The sequence below is a fragment of the Gillisella terrae genome, assembly GCF_004801395.1.
GTDB classification, from domain to species: domain Bacteria; phylum Pseudomonadota; class Alphaproteobacteria; order Rhizobiales; family Rhizobiaceae; genus Allorhizobium; species Allorhizobium terrae.
The window spans coordinates 150,154-165,847 of the sequence record NZ_SSOA01000006.1 but is presented as its reverse complement, the minus strand read 5'-3'; the positions used below and the strand labels follow the sequence as shown (position 1 = coordinate 165,847).

The window sequence follows — 15,694 nt, the reverse complement described above, 5'->3', positions numbered from 1 at the left end:
TTTGGGGACAGTGGCCCTACATCATGCGTGGCAGCACGTCGGTTTTGCCGCCTTTGTCTTGAAATCTGTGTTTGAGCGCTCCAGCAACGTGAAGAACAACGCAAGCCAGCAGAAGATAGGCGCTGTATTTGTGAAGGGTCTGAAAGACCTCAAAGGCCGCATCATTCTTGGGCAGAAAATCAGGAAGTCGCGCAATGAAAAAGAACGGGACGCCATCGCTCTGGGTGAAGGTGCTTGACAGAAGATAGCCCATCATCGGAACCAGCAGCGTCAATGCAATGATAAGCCTGTGAATGAGGTGGGAAAGCAATTTTTCCCATGCGGCTAAAGCCTGTGGAGCGCTGGGCAAAACCGACTTATAACGCCAGCGCAGACCAAGATGAAGCAAAGCGACCAGCCACACCAGAATGCCGAATTTCTTGTGGTTCTTATACAGAAAAGACGATAAATCGCCTTCGGGAAGCCCGGTCATGTACCAGCCGCAGACCAGCAAACCGAGCACCAGACAGGCCCGCAACCAGTGAACGGCTCGCATGGACAAGGGATATTTTTCCACCGTATCTCGTGCTTTTTTATCCATCATGGTGACCTCTCTGGGGCGAAACACGATCAAAATTGCTTTTCTGTGACCTTCAAGTCCTTCCCCTATCAGTCAATCTTCATCGTTGTGTGGATATTTCGTGGAGGTTTTGTGGATCTCTGTGATCAAAGCGTTGCGCTTTTTTGCCCGTTGTCCTTCTTCGGCTCGCGCTTTTGCGCAGCAGGCAGCACCAGACTCGTCCGCAGGCCCGTAGGCTCCCGTTGCGCAAGCTCAAACGACCCGCCGTAGAGTGCCGCCATTTCCATGACGATATTCAAACCAAAGCCATCGCCCGGAATACGCTCATCCTCGCGCACGCCCGGCAGCAGCACGGCCTGAAGGCGTTCCGGCGGAATGCCGGGGCCGTCATCGTCAATGGTGATCCTTATCGCTGGTCCCTCACGCCCTGCCGTGATGAACACCTGCGTTGCTGCCCATTTGAACGCATTGTCGATCAGGTTGCCAAGCATTTCCTCAACATCTTTTTCATCGCAGGCAACAGATGTGCCCTTGGCAATGTCGGTTCGCAGGCTGATGTTTTTCTCCGCGTGGATCAGGCTGACAGCGCCACTCACATCCTTCACGGACCGGGCGAGATCGGTGCTGGCGGGCGCGCCTGCCGACACCATGACCTTGCGGGCCGCACTGAGATGATGTTTGATTCTGGTGTCAACGCGGATAACCAGATTGCGCAAGGTGCTGTCTGGATCGTTGGTGTCATTGAGCGCCAGCAGCAGGCTGGCAATGGGTGTTTTCAATCCGTGGGCAAGATTGGCAAACTGGATGCGGGTTGCCACAAGCCTCTCTTCATTGGTTTCAATCAATGCATTGGTCTTGGAGGCCAAGGGCGCAAGCTCCCGGATCGACATCTCCGCCAGCCGCGATTTTTCGCCGCGATTGATGGCGTCAATATCACCCGCCATGGAGGTGAGGGGGCGCAGGCCAAAGCGGATTTGCCACAAGGTGCCAGCAATGAGCACAGCACCCAGCAGCAACATGCTGGGGATCAGCCAGAGCAAGGCGCGGATGGCCGGATCGGCCAAAGCGGCTTGCGGCGCAGACACAGTGATGGTCATGATGATGCCACCCACATCACGGGTTGTTTGGCGCAAATACAGCTTTCGTCCGCGATCCTCCCCCTCACCGGGAGAGGGGGTGGCGGTCATGATCTGCAGAAAGCTCTGGCGCAAAGGGGGCGCATCTATGCTTGCGCCAAGCAGTGAGCGCGAAGTCAAGCGCTGTCCCCCACTATCAATCTGCCAGTACCAGCCGGAACCGGTTCGATCAAAGGGCGGCGTATCCATGCGCGTCGTGAGGCGGAGCTTGCCGCCCGCGTCTTTGACCACGGCTCCCGCCAGCGCACTGATCTGGGTATCAAGGCGCTGATCGATCTGCTCACGGATCACGGTTTTCAGCGCCAGCCACAGCACAACCGAGGCGACCACAAGCGCCAGCGTGACAAAAACGCCTGAAAAGATCAGCAAGCGTCCGGCAATCGATTTCGGCCCCATGTGCCGCGCGGTCTTCATGGCGACCCTGCCGCGGTCAGCATATAGCCCCGGCCACGGACGGTCTCGATTGCCTCCGCGCCAAGCTTCTTGCGCAATCGGGCAATGATCACTTCCAAAGAGTTGGAATCCACCTCTGCATCGCCATCATACACACGCTCATTCAGCTCGCGGCGCTCAACCACAGTTTCTTTTCGCAGCATCAGGCATGAGAGCACCCGCCATTCCAGCGCGGTGAGCTTCACGGGAAGGCCGTTGAGCTCAAAGGTGCCCAGTTGCGCATCAAACACCAGCGCACCACAGCTGACGCGCGACGCGGCGTGGCCCGTGGATCTGCGCACCAGAGCGCGCAGCCGCAACACAAGCTCTTCTATCTTGAAGGGTTTGGCCAGAAAGTCATCAGCGCCCGCCTTGAAGCTGGAGACTTTATCCGGCCATCCGTCGCGCGCTGTCAAAACCAGCACCGGCAGATTACGCTCGCTGTCGCGCCATCCCTTCAAGACCGCCACGCCATCGATCTTGGGCAGACCAAGATCAAGAATGGCAACATCAAACAGCTCGGTCAGTCCGGCGTGCAGGGCATCTTCACCGTTGCGGGCAATATCAACGACAAAATTCTCGGACCTGAGCGCGGCTGCGATCCGGCCGCTGAGATCATCATCATCTTCGACGAGAAGTATGCGCATTGGACCATGACTTTCATGTTTACTGCATAATTCCTGAAATCGGAAACGATTTCAGGAGACAATTATGCAGCAGATTTAAAGTGTTACAGCATCCTTTGTGCGCCATATATGGCGCACGGTGCTGTAAGAGGAGATGCAGAGTTATCGCAAACGGCTGAACTGAATCTGAACCAGAAGGTTCAGCGAGGTGATGGCAGGTAGGGCGTATGTTCGGCTTGTCAATCACCACGGAGACTGAATGATGACAGACGAAGACGACAACCATACACACCGCCCCCCGCACGGAGATAAAAAGCCAAAGCCGCCGCATGAGCGCCGTCGCCGTTGGGTTGTTCTTCCAGCCATTGCCATTGCCCTGACCATTGGTGCCGTTGGCGGTGCCGGAGCCATGAAGCTGATGCGCCCGGCACCGGAAATGGCTCCTCTGGCTCCCGTTGCCATTTCCGCCATGCCGGCTTCCAGTCTGGTAACGATCAAGGGCAAGGTTGCCGAGATTTACGGCAATAAATTCATCTTGCAGGACGATAGCGGCAAGACGCTGGTTGAAACCGGCCGGGCTGGCGACGGTGGCGGGCTTGTTACCAAGGATGAGGTGGTCACCATCCAGGGCCGGTTTGACGATGGCTTTGTTCATGCCAGCTACCTGATTGATAAAGACGGCAGAACGGAAGCTCTTCGCCCAGCAGGCCCACCGCCACCGCCACACGGCGAGCCTGGCGATTTTATGCGCAAACCGGCTCCCCGACCAGCGCCCTAAACGGCCTTCAATCTCATTGAACCAAAAGCGGCCTCTCGCGTTATGGGATGCCTGCTTCGCCTTACCTCACTCAAGGAGAAACGCTATGAAAAGATATGTTATGTCCGCCCTGGCCCTCGCCGCTCTGACAGGAACCGCCTTTGCCCAGCAGCCACCCGCACCACCAGCGCCTGCCGGTGCACCTCCGGCTGCTGATGCGGTTATGCCTCCACCTCCTCCGGGAGGCCCTGCCGATCCGCAGGACCGCGCCGCCCCGCCACCACCGCCGCCAAGAGGCCCTGAAGGTGCAATGGGGCCTCGCGGCCATCGTCCGCCACCACCACCGCCACCATCGAAGGCAGCCCACTTCCGGGTTGAGGATGGCGAGACCAAAATCGACATCAAATGCGCCGACGACGAGCCGATGAAGGCCTGTGCGGATATCCTGCTTCAGGTGATTGATCGTCTGAACGGGCCTGCACAGAACTGATTTTCTGCACAACTGATTTTGTTCGCGTCATGTCCGAATAATTTGACGCGTGCCACGCAGCCGTTTTTGCTGCGTGGCACTGTTGCGTAGCAATGGATTGCTGACAAAATCTAAATCGCGCCCGGAAAATGGCAGGCGACAGCATGGCCGTCGCCTCGCAAGGCAGGAACCTCCACAGCACAGCGCGCTTGCGCGCGCGGACAGCGGGTGCGAAACACACAGCCAGAGGGTGGTGCCATTGGGCTTGGCAATTCGCCTTCCAGAGGAATCACGATTTTTTCGCGCTCCAGCCTCGGGTCGGGAATGGGAATAGCCGAGAGCAGCGCCTGGGTATAGGGGTGCTGCGGGTTGGCATAAAGTGCATCCCGATCGGCAATCTCGACGGTGCGGCCCAGATACATCACCATCACCCGTGTTGAGATGTGTTTGACGACGCTGAGATCATGGGCAATGAAAATCAGCGCCAATCCCAAATCTTTTTGCAAATCCATCAACAGGTTGATGACCTGCGCCTGAATCGACACATCCAGCGCAGAAACCGGCTCATCGCAGATGATCAGCTTTGGCTCGACAATCAAGGCGCGGGCAATGCCGATGCGCTGGCATTGCCCGCCGGAGAATTCATGGGGATAACGGTTAATCATGCTGGGCAACAGGCCCACCTGATCCATGGCAGCCTGCACCCGTGCCTTAATCTCTTTTGAAGAGAGTCCGTGGTGATGGGTGATCAGCGTCTCCGAAATGATCTGGCCCACGGTCATGCGTGGATTAAGGCTTGCCAGCGGATCTTGAAAGATCATCTGGATGTCAGCGCGATGTTTCAACATTTCCCGCGATGACAGGCGCAGAAGATCCGTCTTGCCCTGCCAGATCACGCTGCCTGTGGCCTCCAGCATGCGGATGATGGCGCGGGCAAGCGTGGATTTTCCACTGCCGGATTCACCCACAATACCCAATGTTTCGCCCGGACGCAGTTCGAAATTCACGCCATTGACGGCATGTAATTTGCGAGGCTTTTGCCATGGCAATCCGCCACCCTTGAGCGCAAAAGACACATGCAGATTCTCGGCCTTGAGAAGGGGCGCGGTCATACGAGTTCCTCCACAGGACGCGTGCAAGCCCGCGCACGGTCTGGCGCAAAACTTTCCAACGGGCGAGGTGCCTCATTGCAGGTGGGAATGGCATAATCACAGCGCGGCGAAAATGGACAGCCACGCGGCATGTTCATCATATTGGGCGGCACGCCGGGAATGGTGCGCAGCCGCTCATCCTCCCGGTCCACACGCGGAATGGCCCGCAGCAGACCTTGCGTATAAGGATGTGATGGCGAGGAAAACAGCGCTTCCGCAGGCCCCGTTTCCATCACGCGACCGCCGTAGAGCACCAGCACCCGCTTGCAGGAGCCTGCCACCACACCGAGATCATGGGTGACCAAAATCATCGCCATGCCAAATTCAGCCTGCAAATCGCTCAAAAGCCGCATGATCTGGGCCTGAACGGTCACATCCAGAGCGGTTGTCGGCTCATCGGCAATCAACAGATCGGGGCGACAAAGCAGCGCCATGGCAATCATCACCCGCTGGCGCATGCCGCCGGAAAATTCGTGCGGATACAGCCGGATGCGGGATTTGGCATCGGGAATTTTGACCGCATCCAACATGCGGGTGCATTCATTCAGCGCGTCGCGTTTGGACATGCCCTTTTGATAGATCAGCACCTCAGCCATCTGATCGGAGATGCGCATATAGGGGTTGAGCGATGTCATCGGGTCTTGAAACACCATGGCAATGCGCGCGCCGCGAATGGGGTTCAGCACCTTGGCAGGTGCGTTGAGAATTTCCTGACCATCAAACAGCACAGAGCCGGAAGCCCTGCCATTGCGCGCCAGAAGGCCCATGATGGCAAAGGAGGCCTGACTTTTGCCAGAGCCGCTTTCGCCAACAATGCCGAGTGTTTCGCCTCGGTTGAGCGTTAGATTCACACCTTGTACGGCCTGCACCTGACCGTCTGGTGTGTCGAAACTGACCGAGAGATCGGTAATCTTGAGCAATGTCATATCAGCGATCCTTTGGGTCCAGTGCATCACGCAGACCATCTCCCACAAAATAGAAGGAGAACAGTGTGATGACGAAGAAAAACAGCGGGGCCGCCAATTGCCACAGGGTGCCATGGGTCATGCTGCCAGCCCCTTCAGAAATCATCGCACCCCAACTGGTCAAAGGCTCCTGAATGCCAAGACCAAGGAAGCTGATAAAGCTCTCGGTCATGATCATGATCGGCACCAGCAAAGTGGCATAGACCGTGACCACGCCCATCAGATTGGGCAGAATGTGCCGCAGGATGATCTTGATGGAGGATACGCCTGTGGCCTGTGCCGCCTCGATATATTCCTTGGATTTGATGCTGAGCGTTTGCCCGCGCACAATGCGGCTCATATCCAGCCACGACATCAACCCGATGCCAACAAACAAAATGGTGGTGGAGCGGCCAAACATCACCAAAAGCAGGATCAGCACAAACATGTAGGGAATGGCCATCAGAATATCGACAGCGCGCATCATGATGCTATCGACAATCCCGCCCGCATAGCCTGAAATTGCCCCATAGAGCGTGCCAACCACCACGGCGATCAGACTGCCAATCAGCGCCACCGACATGGAGACCTGCGTTGCCTGCACCGTGCGGGCAAACAGATCGCGCCCCAGATCGTCGGTGCCAAAATAATGGCCGTTCTCAAAGGATGGTCGGCCAAGATCAGCCACCTGTCCCATCACCGAGAAATCCAGCTCGTCATTGGACCAATGGGCAAGATAGGAGCCGAAAACGGCAAACAGGACGACAAAACAGAGGCCAATCAGCCCCGCGACCGCCGCCTTGTTGCGCATGAAGCGCCGCCGTGCATCGGCCCAAGGCGAGCGGCCTTTGACGGCCTCTTCGGTTATGTGTTCTGCCAGCTTTTGCAGCTGTGCTCTTTCAACCAACATCGCATCAATACCGGATTTTCGGATCAATCCACGCATAGAGAAGATCGACCACAAGGTTGAACAGAATTGTCAGGCCACCGATGAGAATGGTGATCCCCATCATCACCGCGTAATCGCGGTTAAGGGCCGCATCGACGAAGAATTTGCCAATGCCACCGGTGGAAAAATACATATCGACCACCACAGACCCGGTGATCATGCTGACAAAGGCAGGCCCGAGATAGGAAATCACCGGCAGCAGCGCCGGAATGAGCGCGTGGCGAAAAATAACCACCCTTGCCGGAATGCCCTTGGCACGGGCGGTGCGGATGTGATTGGCGTTCAACACTTCCAGCATGGACGAGCGGGTCAGCCGCGAGATCGAGGCGATGAACAGTGCCGAGAGCGAGAGCACCGGCATGATCACATAAGGCCATTGACCACCTTCCCAGCCGCCACCCGGCAGCCAGCCCAGCCAAAGCGTGAAGACCAGAACCAGAATGGGGGCAAGCACAAAGCTGGGCAGCACATGGGTGCCGATGGCCACGCCAACCGCCAGATAATCCAGCCAGCTATTGTGCCACACAGCTGCACAAATGCCGAGTGCGCCGCCCACCAGCACGGCCACCACAAAGGCAATGGCACCATAGGTCAAAGTGACAGGAAAGCCCTGGGCAATGATTTCGTTGACGGTGCGATCCTTGTAAACAAAGGATGGGCCGAAATCGAAATGGGCAATCACGCCCCAGACGTAAGTGACCAATTGCTGCCACAGCGGCGCATCAAGGCCGTATTTGGCATTGAGGTTGGCCAGCACTTCGGGTGGTACAGCTCTTTCCATGGTGAAAGGGCCGCCTGGAGCCGCTTTCATCAACAGGAAAGAGGCAACAATCAGGATCAGCAATGTCGGTATGGCAATGGCCAACCGCCTTAAGATATAGACCAGCATTCTGGATCGCCTCTACAAGAGGGGGCAGTGAAAAGCCTGCTGCCCGTGAAAGCATCGAACCGGATCGAAAAACAATGTCCGGTCCGATGCTATGACAAGAAAGACGGCGTCACTTTGCGACGCGGTACATGTCCTTGGCGTACCAGTTGTTCATCACGTTTTTCTCTGGATAGCCGTGAATATCGGGCTTCAGCATCATCACGCCGGTATATTGATAGATAGTCGCTTGGGGCGCATCTTTTGCCAGAATTTCCTCGGCCTTGGTGTAGAGAGGCTGCGGATCGGCGGCGGTCTTGCTTTCTTGCATCAACTTGTCATAGGCCGGATTCGAATATTTGCCATAGTTGTTGCCAGAACTGGTGGTAAACACATCCAGATAGGTCGAGGCTTCATTATAATCGCCACACCAGGCGTAGCGAGCGACTTCAAAATCCTGATGGTTCATTTTATCCGTCAGGACCTTCCATTCCATATTGGTGAGCGTCAGATTGACGCCAATTTTTTTCCAGAATTGCGCAACCGCGATGGCAATTTTCTTGTGGCCTTCGTCGGTGTTATAGCTCAAGGTCAGGTTGAGCGGATGAGACGGGCTGTAGCCTGCTTCCTTCAAAAGCTCCACGGCTTTGTCGTCGCGTTCCTTTTGGGTCATCTTTGCCGCAGGAATGTCTGGCATTTTGAAACCGGCAGTCGCCCAATGCACCCAGTTATAGGCTGGCTTTTGCCCACCTTGCAGGATGTTGTTGACAATCACATCACGGTTGATGGCGTAAGACAGCGCCTGACGCACGCGCGCATCCTTCAGCGCGGCCGGGCCTTTTTCAGAAAGGTTGAACAAATAGGTGTAGGTGCAGGATTTCGGGGTGGATATGGCCTGATCCGGAAATTCCTTTTTCAAGCGCGGATACTGGCCTGCCGGAATATCGGTCTTATCCAATTCGCCAGCGCGGTAGCGGGTCATCGCCTGATTACCGTCATTGATGATCAAGGCTGTCACGGTGTCCAGTCCGGTATTGGCGTTGTTCCAATAATTCGGGTTGCGCTTCATCACCAGCTTTTCACCGGGCACGTGCTCGGTCAAAACATAGGCACCATTGCCTACCAGATTGCCGGGCTTGGTCCAGTCATCACCGAACTTATCGATCACCGATTTTTTGACCGGAGACATGGATGCATTGACGGTCATTTTTACGAAATACGGAATCGGCGCAATCAGCTTGACCTGAAAGGTGTGGTCGTCCACGGCTTTCACACCCAAGTCCTGTGGCGGCTTTTTACCCGCAACAATGTCCTTGGCATTCTCCACCTGCATCATTTCAAGATAGGAGGCATATTCAGAAGCGGTCTTGGGATCGGCCAGCCGTTGCCAGGCGTACACAAAGTCACCGGCGGTGAGAGGGCTGCCATCGGACCATTTCGCTTCCGGGCGCAGATGGAATGTATAAGTCAGCTTGTCCGCAGACACATCAAAGCTGGATGCGGCACCCGGCACGAGGTTGCCCTGCGAATCCTCATTCATCAAGGTTTCAAACAGATTGCGCAGCACGTCCGAACCATCGGTGTCGGCGTTTAACTGCGGGTCCAGCGTTTTGAATGAATCCAGCACGCGATAGGTGTAGCTTTGATTTTCAGCGAGCTTCTCGCCATTTTTCATGCGGGTCTCTGCGAAGGCGAGACTGTTCAATGAAAAGGCGAGGCATGTTGTCAGCAGAAGGATTTTTTTCAAGTTCATTCCCCTTTTATATTTTATAATGATCGCAAATTAACAAATATAAATATGTATTTGCGCATCATGATTTGGCTTGTATTATGCCTATATTTTGTTCTTCTGTTGCATTTCACAGGTTCTTGAAAAATGTTTACATCCTGAACAAAAAAAGGCTGCTCGAATAATCCGAATGATTATCCGGTTTTTTCATTTGCGCAAGACGGATATTTATCTGATGGTTGTCGCAAATGTGATGATGAGGGAGGAGGGGATGGTGACGAGTACAGAGATCAAGCGCAGGCCGGTTCAGGCGAGATCTCAAAAAACCAGAACAGCCATTAAAGACGCAACCCATGCGGTAATGCGCGAAAAGGGAGTGCGGGCGGTCACCACCAACGCGGTTGCGGCCCATTCGGGCATCAAAGTCGGATCGATCTATGATTACTTTCCAAATAAGGAGGCGATCATTGCCGAAATCTACGAGGAAAAACTGGCGCAGGTGCGACGGTTTTTCGAGGCCGGTTTTGAGACAATCGCGGCGGAGCATTGGCAGAGCCAATTGGCAACCGTCATCCGCGAGACATGGGCCTATCAACTGTCCATCGGCCTGGACCGTACCATTGTTGATGCCGCCTATTACTATGAAGCCTTGTTTCCCATAGCCCAGCAACACGCCAGGCTGATTGCCTCGAACTATGTCCGATTGTTGCGAAGATTGGGGTCTTGCTGGGCACCGGAGCAGCTCTTTGATCTCGGGATCAGCCTCTACACGCTGGTAAATGCCAATTGGAGCTATTGGCGACTGACCAGCACGAATGATGAGATTGCAATTGAGCGGCAGATTGCAATGACCATCACACTGATTACCCCCGTGCTCGCGGCGTCTGAATGTCGTATATCAGAGGTGAGCGGATAAATTATGCAGTTCATTCCTCCGCATAATTTTCTCCTTACATCGGTTACGGTTTAAGGACTTATGCAGTATTTTCAAAAACCTCTGCCGGTTTTATGATCATTTTCGATCCGCAACACGCAACCCGCCACTTTTGCCAGAAGCACATCAAAATCAATCGGCTTGGTGAGATAGTCAGCGGCCCCACCTTTCAGGCCAGCAATCAGGTTGTCACGATCTGTCAACGCGGTCAAAAATATGAAGGGGATATTGCTGAGTTCCGGGTAGTTGATCTGAATTTCGGCCAAAAGTGCATGGCCATCCATTTCCGGCATGGTGATATCGCATATAACGATGTCGGGCCATTTTGTCGTGATGACCTCCAGCCCTTCGCGACCATTGGCGGCTTCCAATGTGTTGAAGCCGGCGTCCGCAAGTTCTTCAACAATCAGCTTGCGGATGTCGATCTCGTCGTCGATGCATAGAACAGTAACCATTTAAAATATCCTCATTTTAAGCTGCATCAATGTGCGAAGACACCGACGCTGATGGACTGCCTGCCATGACAGGAAGCGTGATTGTGAATGTGGTGCCAGAGCCGCGGACGCTTGCAACCTCAATGGATCCCTGATGCAATTCTATAATATGCTTGACCAGATGCAGACCCAGGCCAGTGCCAGCGATGCCCACCGAGGTTCTTGCTCTGAAATAGCGTTGAAACAATTGGGGAATGTCGTCTTCATCGATCCCAAGGCCCTTATCGCTGATTGCGATTTTGACAGTGTCCCCCTCCTGCCAGCCAGCAATGCGGATATCGGGTGCCGCGGGGGCGTATTTCACTGCATTTGACAAAAGATTGGTAATCACCTGTTCCAGCGCCTTGTGATCGGCCTCAATCGTCTCCGGCAAGCGTTTGATGTCCAGAAGGAATTTGTGGGTGTTTCTGATCGCCGCCTGACGGTCGCAACATTTCTTTATCAGGGGCACCAAGGCGCAAGGCTCGTGACGTATGCTGATCTTGCCATTGTCGAGGCGACCTTCTGCCAAAATGCTTTCCATCAGATCAACAAGGCGCGAGACCGATGTGCGGATCTGCTCAATCTTCTGGCTGGCAAATTCAGGCGTCAAATCTTTCTTTTTGCGATCCAGTCTTTGGGCTGCGGCGTCAATAATTGCCAGCGGCGTTCTGAACTCATGCGATGCCATGGCCACAAACTGCCGCTGCAACTCATTGATGCCGCGCTCATGATCAAGCATTCGCTCCAGCTCTTGCGCCTGTCGCTCTATCTCGGCTGTGCGGGCATGAACGGTTGCCTCAAGCTCGTTGCGATGCTCCACCAGTTTTTCCGACATGCGTACTGTTTCAGTCACATTCTCATGGGTTGCGACATAGCCACCGCCATGCATGGGCGTGTGATAAATTTTTATGACCCTTCCATCTTCCAGCAGCGTATTCTGGCTGGCAGACGTGCCTTTCAAGGTTGCTTCAGCAACAACATCAAAGTAGCGCGCGCTATTGGCCGGGCCGTTGCCGATCTTACGGCGGTGGGTCAAAATGCTGGTCAATGGGGTGCCGGGCCGCGTCAAGGTTTTAGGCAAGCTATACATGCGTGCGTAAGAGGCATTGCACAAGATGAGTTTTGTGTCGGCATCAAACATGCACAACCCATGCGGCATATTGTTCAACGCCGCGTCAAACCTGCTGTTTTGCTGGGCCAAATTGGATTCGCTGCGGGTGAGCGTCGAGACATCATCATAGGTTAAAAGCCATCCCCCATCCTGTAAAGGAACGCAGGTCAAAGAAATGGTTCGCCCGTCTGGAAGCGAAAACCGAAACGAGCGCGATATCTTTTTTTCCAGATAGTCGGCGTAGAAGAATGACGTGGCAATGTCCGGTGGGCTTTGATGCGGACCTACGATTGTGTTGAGAAATAATCCGAGTTTTTCCTTCAGTTTTTTAAGAAAACCGATGTTTCCATCCCGCATTTCAATGCATGGTGAGCGATAATTCTCCGCATTCAACAAAACCTCCCCCATCATTCCCGTGCGCAGGGTGGCTTGCAACGGCTGGATCATCTCTAAAACGGTCGAATTGAAAAATGTAACAACATTACGAGAGTCGAGCAGAACAATCCCTTGACCGAGATTTTCCAAAATATGCTCGAGATAATTGCGCATTGCTCTCCCTCGCACGGCTCATTAAATGCACAAGCATATGTAGTATCGAATATAAACAATAACGCTTTTCTAATTTTATCTGAGTGACACATCTTTGCATTCCAGCGGGGCGACTGGATGCGTCAACTGTGTTCAGGATCTGCCCTGTTTGGTCAGGCATGCGCTGTCTGTCAGCTCGCCAAACGAAACTTCGCCAAGAGTGGGAGATGGTCAGATGCAAGCCGCGCTAGCGGCGTTGATAAAACGGCCATGTCCAGCAGGTCTATGCCATTTTGGCAGAACAGGTGATCAAGGCGCAAAAAAGGAAAGCGCGAGGGAAAGGTCGGACGTAAGCCGTGCGGTTTGCGACCCGTGTGCAGCACTTTTCCCAAGGTTTTGAACGCGGCAGACAATGGCACGGCGTTGAGGTCGCCGCCAAAAATCAGCGGCTTGCCGCCTTGCTTGGCATGCCCCAGCCACTCGTCACCCAGCAGGTGGTTGACTTGCAGGATCCGTTCCTTGCGGCGCAAGCCGAGATGGGTGTTGATGATCTGAACAGGCTGACCACCCACCTCTACCTCCACCCAAATCGCCCCGCGTTGTTCACCCAAAGACGGAAGGGCTGCGGCGTGAACCCTGCGGGACGGCAAAGCTGTCAGGATGGCGTCACCATATTGCTCTTCTTCTACATGCAGTGCAGCATGAAAATGCGGGCTCATGCCCAGAAATGCGGCGATTTCTGCTGCCTGATCCATGTGCCCTGTGCGAAGACGTCCCACATCCAGCTCCTGAAGCAGCACAATCTCGGCCTTGCTTTCAAGAATAACATCCGCAACACGCCGGATGTTCAATCGCCGGTCGGTGCCGATGCAACTGTGAACATTGTAGGTCAGTACAGTGAAGGTCGTGTCGGATGAATTGTCTGATCTTGGGCTCATAAAAAGGGAACTATTCCTCTGCCTTTTCGTTCCCACCGTGAACAAACAAATGGCAGAACGATGTTTTTAAACATGATTTTCAAAGTGGTCATTGTGATCAGCATCGGGGTTGCGGCCTATCTGCTGTTTCAGACCGTACAGCAATATAGCGTTGCACAGATCATCAATGCGCTTTTTGCGCTGCCTTTTGGCAGTCTGGGGCTGGCATTTCTGTTTGCGGGTCTTTCCTATGCGTCGCTCTCGCTGTTTGATTGGCTGGCAACTCGCTACATCGGCAAGCCTCTGCCGCTTTGGAAAACAGGCCTCACCTCGTTTATCAGCCTGTCCATTGGCCATAACGTCGGCATGGCGGCCTTGAGCAGTGCCGCCATCCGCTATCGGTTTTATTCCCGTTGGGGATTTTCATCCGGCGATGTGGGGCTGGTTGTCATCTTTTGTGGTGCCACCGTGGTGCTGGGCTTGTCCACGCTGGGCTCTGCGGCGCTGGTGCTCCGACCTCAGGATGCCGAAGCCCTGACAGGGCTGGGTGAGGGCGTCATTGCCACTATTGCGGCCGCTGCTGCGAGTTTGCCTGTGCTCTATCTCGTTTTTGCTGCTTTTTTTCGCCGCCCGCTGACCATTCGCGGACGTCGCCTGTATCTGCCGCACCTTCGCATTGCGGTTTTGCAGGTGATCATTGGCACGGTGAACTTTGCTTTTGTGTCTGCAAGCCTGCATCAGGTGCTCTCTGCCATTTCACAGGCCAGCTATCTCAAGGTCGCTGCCATCTCTGTTATTGCCAATGTTGCCGCCATCATCAGCCATGTGCCCGGCGGCTTTGGCGTTCTCGAAGCCACCGTCTCCTATATTCTGCCGGGGGCAAAAGCCTTGGCTGCGGTCATCGCTTTTCGCGTCATCTATTATTTTGTGCCGCTTTTGCTCGGTCTGCTGCTGTTCGGGCTCTATGAAGTCGCCACTACTGCCCCCGCTGAGCAACGCCGATCTCAAAGCTTGGAATAAATTCAGATGCGCCGGGATGGAACACAAGCGACATTTGCGGGTTAGTGTATCAACAAAGGGAGAAAACCATGTCGATTGAAACAGATAAAATTCGTGCCCGCGCCTATCAACTTTGGCAGAACGACGGCTGCAAGCAAGGTCGAAGTGTCGATCATTGGCTTCAAGCCGAGAAAGAGCTGCAAAATGAAGCGGAAGGAGGCGAGAGTGCGCCGGTTGTGTCTTATCTGAAGGAGAAGAAGCAGGCGGGGCAGAAGGAGGACACGCTGGAATCCGCCATCGAAGATAGCTTTCCTGCCAGTGACCCTGTGGCAATCTCCTCGCCCTCTGTGGCAGGCAGCCCCAAACAGAAATCGTCCAGTCGGTAGGCTGGAACCTCACGCAGGTGATAAAATGCAGCCGCACCCCAAACAGGGGTGTGGCTTCGCAGTTTTTTGAAGAGGCTTTCCGATTGAAGAAAGCATTCAGTGGCGGGTCGTCATTGCCGTTCCAATCCGAAAACTTCCCGGCGAAAACGTCTCAATCATTTGGAACCATGGCGGCCGAGCTGAGTTTGACAGACAGGAGTTGCGTCGTGCCAAACGGACACGATGGTGCTGAAGAACATCGGTCTTTTTCCGTTTTCGACCGATGGCCAACGAAATGGCAGTCGAGCTTCCTATCCATCCGACGCAACTCCGCTCTCTTAATCCTCCGCGAGGAGCTTGAACCCGAGAAGTGTGAACCCATGTCTCAGAGCCACCCTGCCGAACTTGCACCTGAGGGCCTTGCCAAACAATATCTCTCGCTGGGCGGTACCCGCCTTGGCCTGATCGATGACAACAAGGTGTTTGTGCGCCACTGGGAAGATGAGCCCGAGGAGGCGAAGATCTTCTGGCATAAACACATTGAAAGTCTCGATGAAGAAAGGCAAAGAGAGGTTATCTTACTGCTGCCGTCGGTCAGCGATGACGACTCCGTTGCTTAACGGCGTGGCAATCTTCTTGTGATTGGACGACGGACCAGATGGCGTTTCGAACAAAGTTTGTCGATGAAGCAGGGTATTCAAGGAACAATAGGACGTTTGAGGGGTTAGTCTGCTATTCCAACAAGCC

General features: G+C 54.4%; 17 protein-coding genes. 6 read left to right on the top strand and 11 right to left on the bottom strand.

The genetic code is table 11. The features are described 5' to 3' along the window. Nucleotides 1–16 precede the first annotated feature (16 nt). The 3 genes from E6C51_RS13180 to E6C51_RS13170 form a co-directional block, all read right to left on the bottom strand. Nucleotides 17–583, bottom strand: a complete 567-nt coding sequence (locus tag E6C51_RS13180) for a cytochrome b (RefSeq protein ID WP_230987278.1) — start codon at nucleotides 581–583, stop codon at nucleotides 17–19. Nucleotides 584–705: 122 nt separating this feature from the next. Continuing rightward, on the bottom strand, nucleotides 706–2,109 hold the full coding sequence (locus tag E6C51_RS13175; protein ID WP_190236293.1) for a sensor histidine kinase: 1,404 nt from the start codon (nucleotides 2,107–2,109) through the stop codon (nucleotides 706–708). After that, nucleotides 2,106–2,774: a response regulator transcription factor gene (locus E6C51_RS13170; protein WP_146935888.1), complete on the bottom strand. Its 669-nt coding sequence runs from the start codon at nucleotides 2,772–2,774 to the stop codon at nucleotides 2,106–2,108. Before E6C51_RS13170 ends, E6C51_RS13175 begins: the two co-directional genes overlap by 4 nt. 241 nt (nucleotides 2,775–3,015) lie before the next feature. On the opposite strand from E6C51_RS13170, the gene E6C51_RS13165 reads away from it, so the two are divergent. Both E6C51_RS13165 and E6C51_RS13160 read left to right on the top strand, forming a co-directional pair. Continuing rightward, entirely contained in the window at nucleotides 3,016–3,531 is a 516-nt protein-coding gene (locus tag E6C51_RS13165) for a hypothetical protein (protein WP_190236342.1), read from the top strand. Between the two features lie 85 nt (nucleotides 3,532–3,616). After that, a complete protein-coding gene (locus E6C51_RS13160; RefSeq protein WP_190236292.1) occupies nucleotides 3,617–4,000 on the top strand; it encodes a hypothetical protein in 384 nt (127 codons plus the stop codon). 110 nt (nucleotides 4,001–4,110) lie between these two features. On the opposite strand, the gene E6C51_RS13155 is transcribed toward E6C51_RS13160, so the two are convergent. From E6C51_RS13155 to E6C51_RS13135, 5 genes are all read right to left on the bottom strand, one after another. Next, complete coding sequence (locus E6C51_RS13155; RefSeq protein ID WP_190236291.1) at nucleotides 4,111–5,091, bottom strand: ABC transporter ATP-binding protein; 981 nt, start codon at nucleotides 5,089–5,091, stop codon at nucleotides 4,111–4,113. Continuing rightward, on the bottom strand, nucleotides 5,088–6,056 hold the full coding sequence (locus E6C51_RS13150) for an oligopeptide/dipeptide ABC transporter ATP-binding protein (RefSeq protein WP_190236290.1): 969 nt from the start codon (nucleotides 6,054–6,056) through the stop codon (nucleotides 5,088–5,090). The genes E6C51_RS13155 and E6C51_RS13150 overlap by 4 nt, the downstream gene beginning before the upstream one ends. Before the next feature lies 1 nt (nucleotide 6,057). Next, nucleotides 6,058–6,984 carry an ABC transporter permease subunit gene (locus E6C51_RS13145; RefSeq protein WP_190236341.1) on the bottom strand — a complete coding sequence of 309 codons (927 nt, stop codon included), beginning with the start codon at nucleotides 6,982–6,984 and terminating at the stop codon, nucleotides 6,058–6,060. Between the two features lie 4 nt (nucleotides 6,985–6,988). Next, nucleotides 6,989–7,912, bottom strand: a complete 924-nt coding sequence (gene oppB, locus E6C51_RS13140; RefSeq protein WP_146935899.1) for an oligopeptide ABC transporter permease OppB — start codon at nucleotides 7,910–7,912, stop codon at nucleotides 6,989–6,991. A 109-nt stretch (nucleotides 7,913–8,021) separates the two neighbouring features. Then, the gene (locus E6C51_RS13135; RefSeq protein ID WP_190236289.1) at nucleotides 8,022–9,641 is read right to left on the bottom strand and encodes a peptide ABC transporter substrate-binding protein; all 1,620 of its coding nucleotides are present in this window, start codon (nucleotides 9,639–9,641) and stop codon (nucleotides 8,022–8,024) included. Nucleotides 9,642–9,888: 247 nt separating this feature from the next. Between E6C51_RS13135 and E6C51_RS13130 the strand changes: the two genes are divergently transcribed. After that, nucleotides 9,889–10,533, top strand: coding sequence for a TetR/AcrR family transcriptional regulator (locus E6C51_RS13130; RefSeq protein ID WP_146935903.1), 645 nt, complete (start codon nucleotides 9,889–9,891; stop codon nucleotides 10,531–10,533). A gap of 71 nt (nucleotides 10,534–10,604) precedes the next feature. On the opposite strand, the gene E6C51_RS13125 is transcribed toward E6C51_RS13130, so the two are convergent. The 3 genes from E6C51_RS13125 to E6C51_RS13115 all read right to left on the bottom strand — a co-directional run bounded on the left by E6C51_RS13125 (nucleotide 10,605) and on the right by E6C51_RS13115 (nucleotide 13,604). Further along, nucleotides 10,605–11,006: a response regulator gene (locus E6C51_RS13125; protein ID WP_146935905.1), complete on the bottom strand. Its 402-nt coding sequence runs from the start codon at nucleotides 11,004–11,006 to the stop codon at nucleotides 10,605–10,607. Between the two features lie 16 nt (nucleotides 11,007–11,022). Next, the gene (locus E6C51_RS13120; RefSeq protein WP_230987276.1) at nucleotides 11,023–12,687 is read right to left on the bottom strand and encodes a sensor histidine kinase; all 1,665 of its coding nucleotides are present in this window, start codon (nucleotides 12,685–12,687) and stop codon (nucleotides 11,023–11,025) included. A 170-nt stretch (nucleotides 12,688–12,857) separates the two neighbouring features. Then, a complete protein-coding gene (locus E6C51_RS13115) occupies nucleotides 12,858–13,604 on the bottom strand; it encodes an endonuclease/exonuclease/phosphatase family protein (protein WP_190236288.1) in 747 nt (248 codons plus the stop codon). A gap of 72 nt (nucleotides 13,605–13,676) precedes the next feature. Between E6C51_RS13115 and E6C51_RS13110 the strand changes: the two genes are divergently transcribed. The 3 genes from E6C51_RS13110 (at nucleotide 13,677) to E6C51_RS13100 (ending at nucleotide 15,567) form a co-directional block, all read left to right on the top strand. After that, nucleotides 13,677–14,603: a lysylphosphatidylglycerol synthase domain-containing protein gene (locus E6C51_RS13110; protein ID WP_190236287.1), complete on the top strand. Its 927-nt coding sequence runs from the start codon at nucleotides 13,677–13,679 to the stop codon at nucleotides 14,601–14,603. Nucleotides 14,604–14,671: 68 nt separating this feature from the next. After that, on the top strand, nucleotides 14,672–14,968 hold the full coding sequence (locus E6C51_RS13105; protein ID WP_146935913.1) for a DUF2934 domain-containing protein: 297 nt from the start codon (nucleotides 14,672–14,674) through the stop codon (nucleotides 14,966–14,968). Nucleotides 14,969–15,327: 359 nt separating this feature from the next. Next, on the top strand, nucleotides 15,328–15,567 hold the full coding sequence (locus tag E6C51_RS13100; protein WP_146935915.1) for a hypothetical protein: 240 nt from the start codon (nucleotides 15,328–15,330) through the stop codon (nucleotides 15,565–15,567). Nucleotides 15,568–15,694 lie beyond the last annotated feature (127 nt).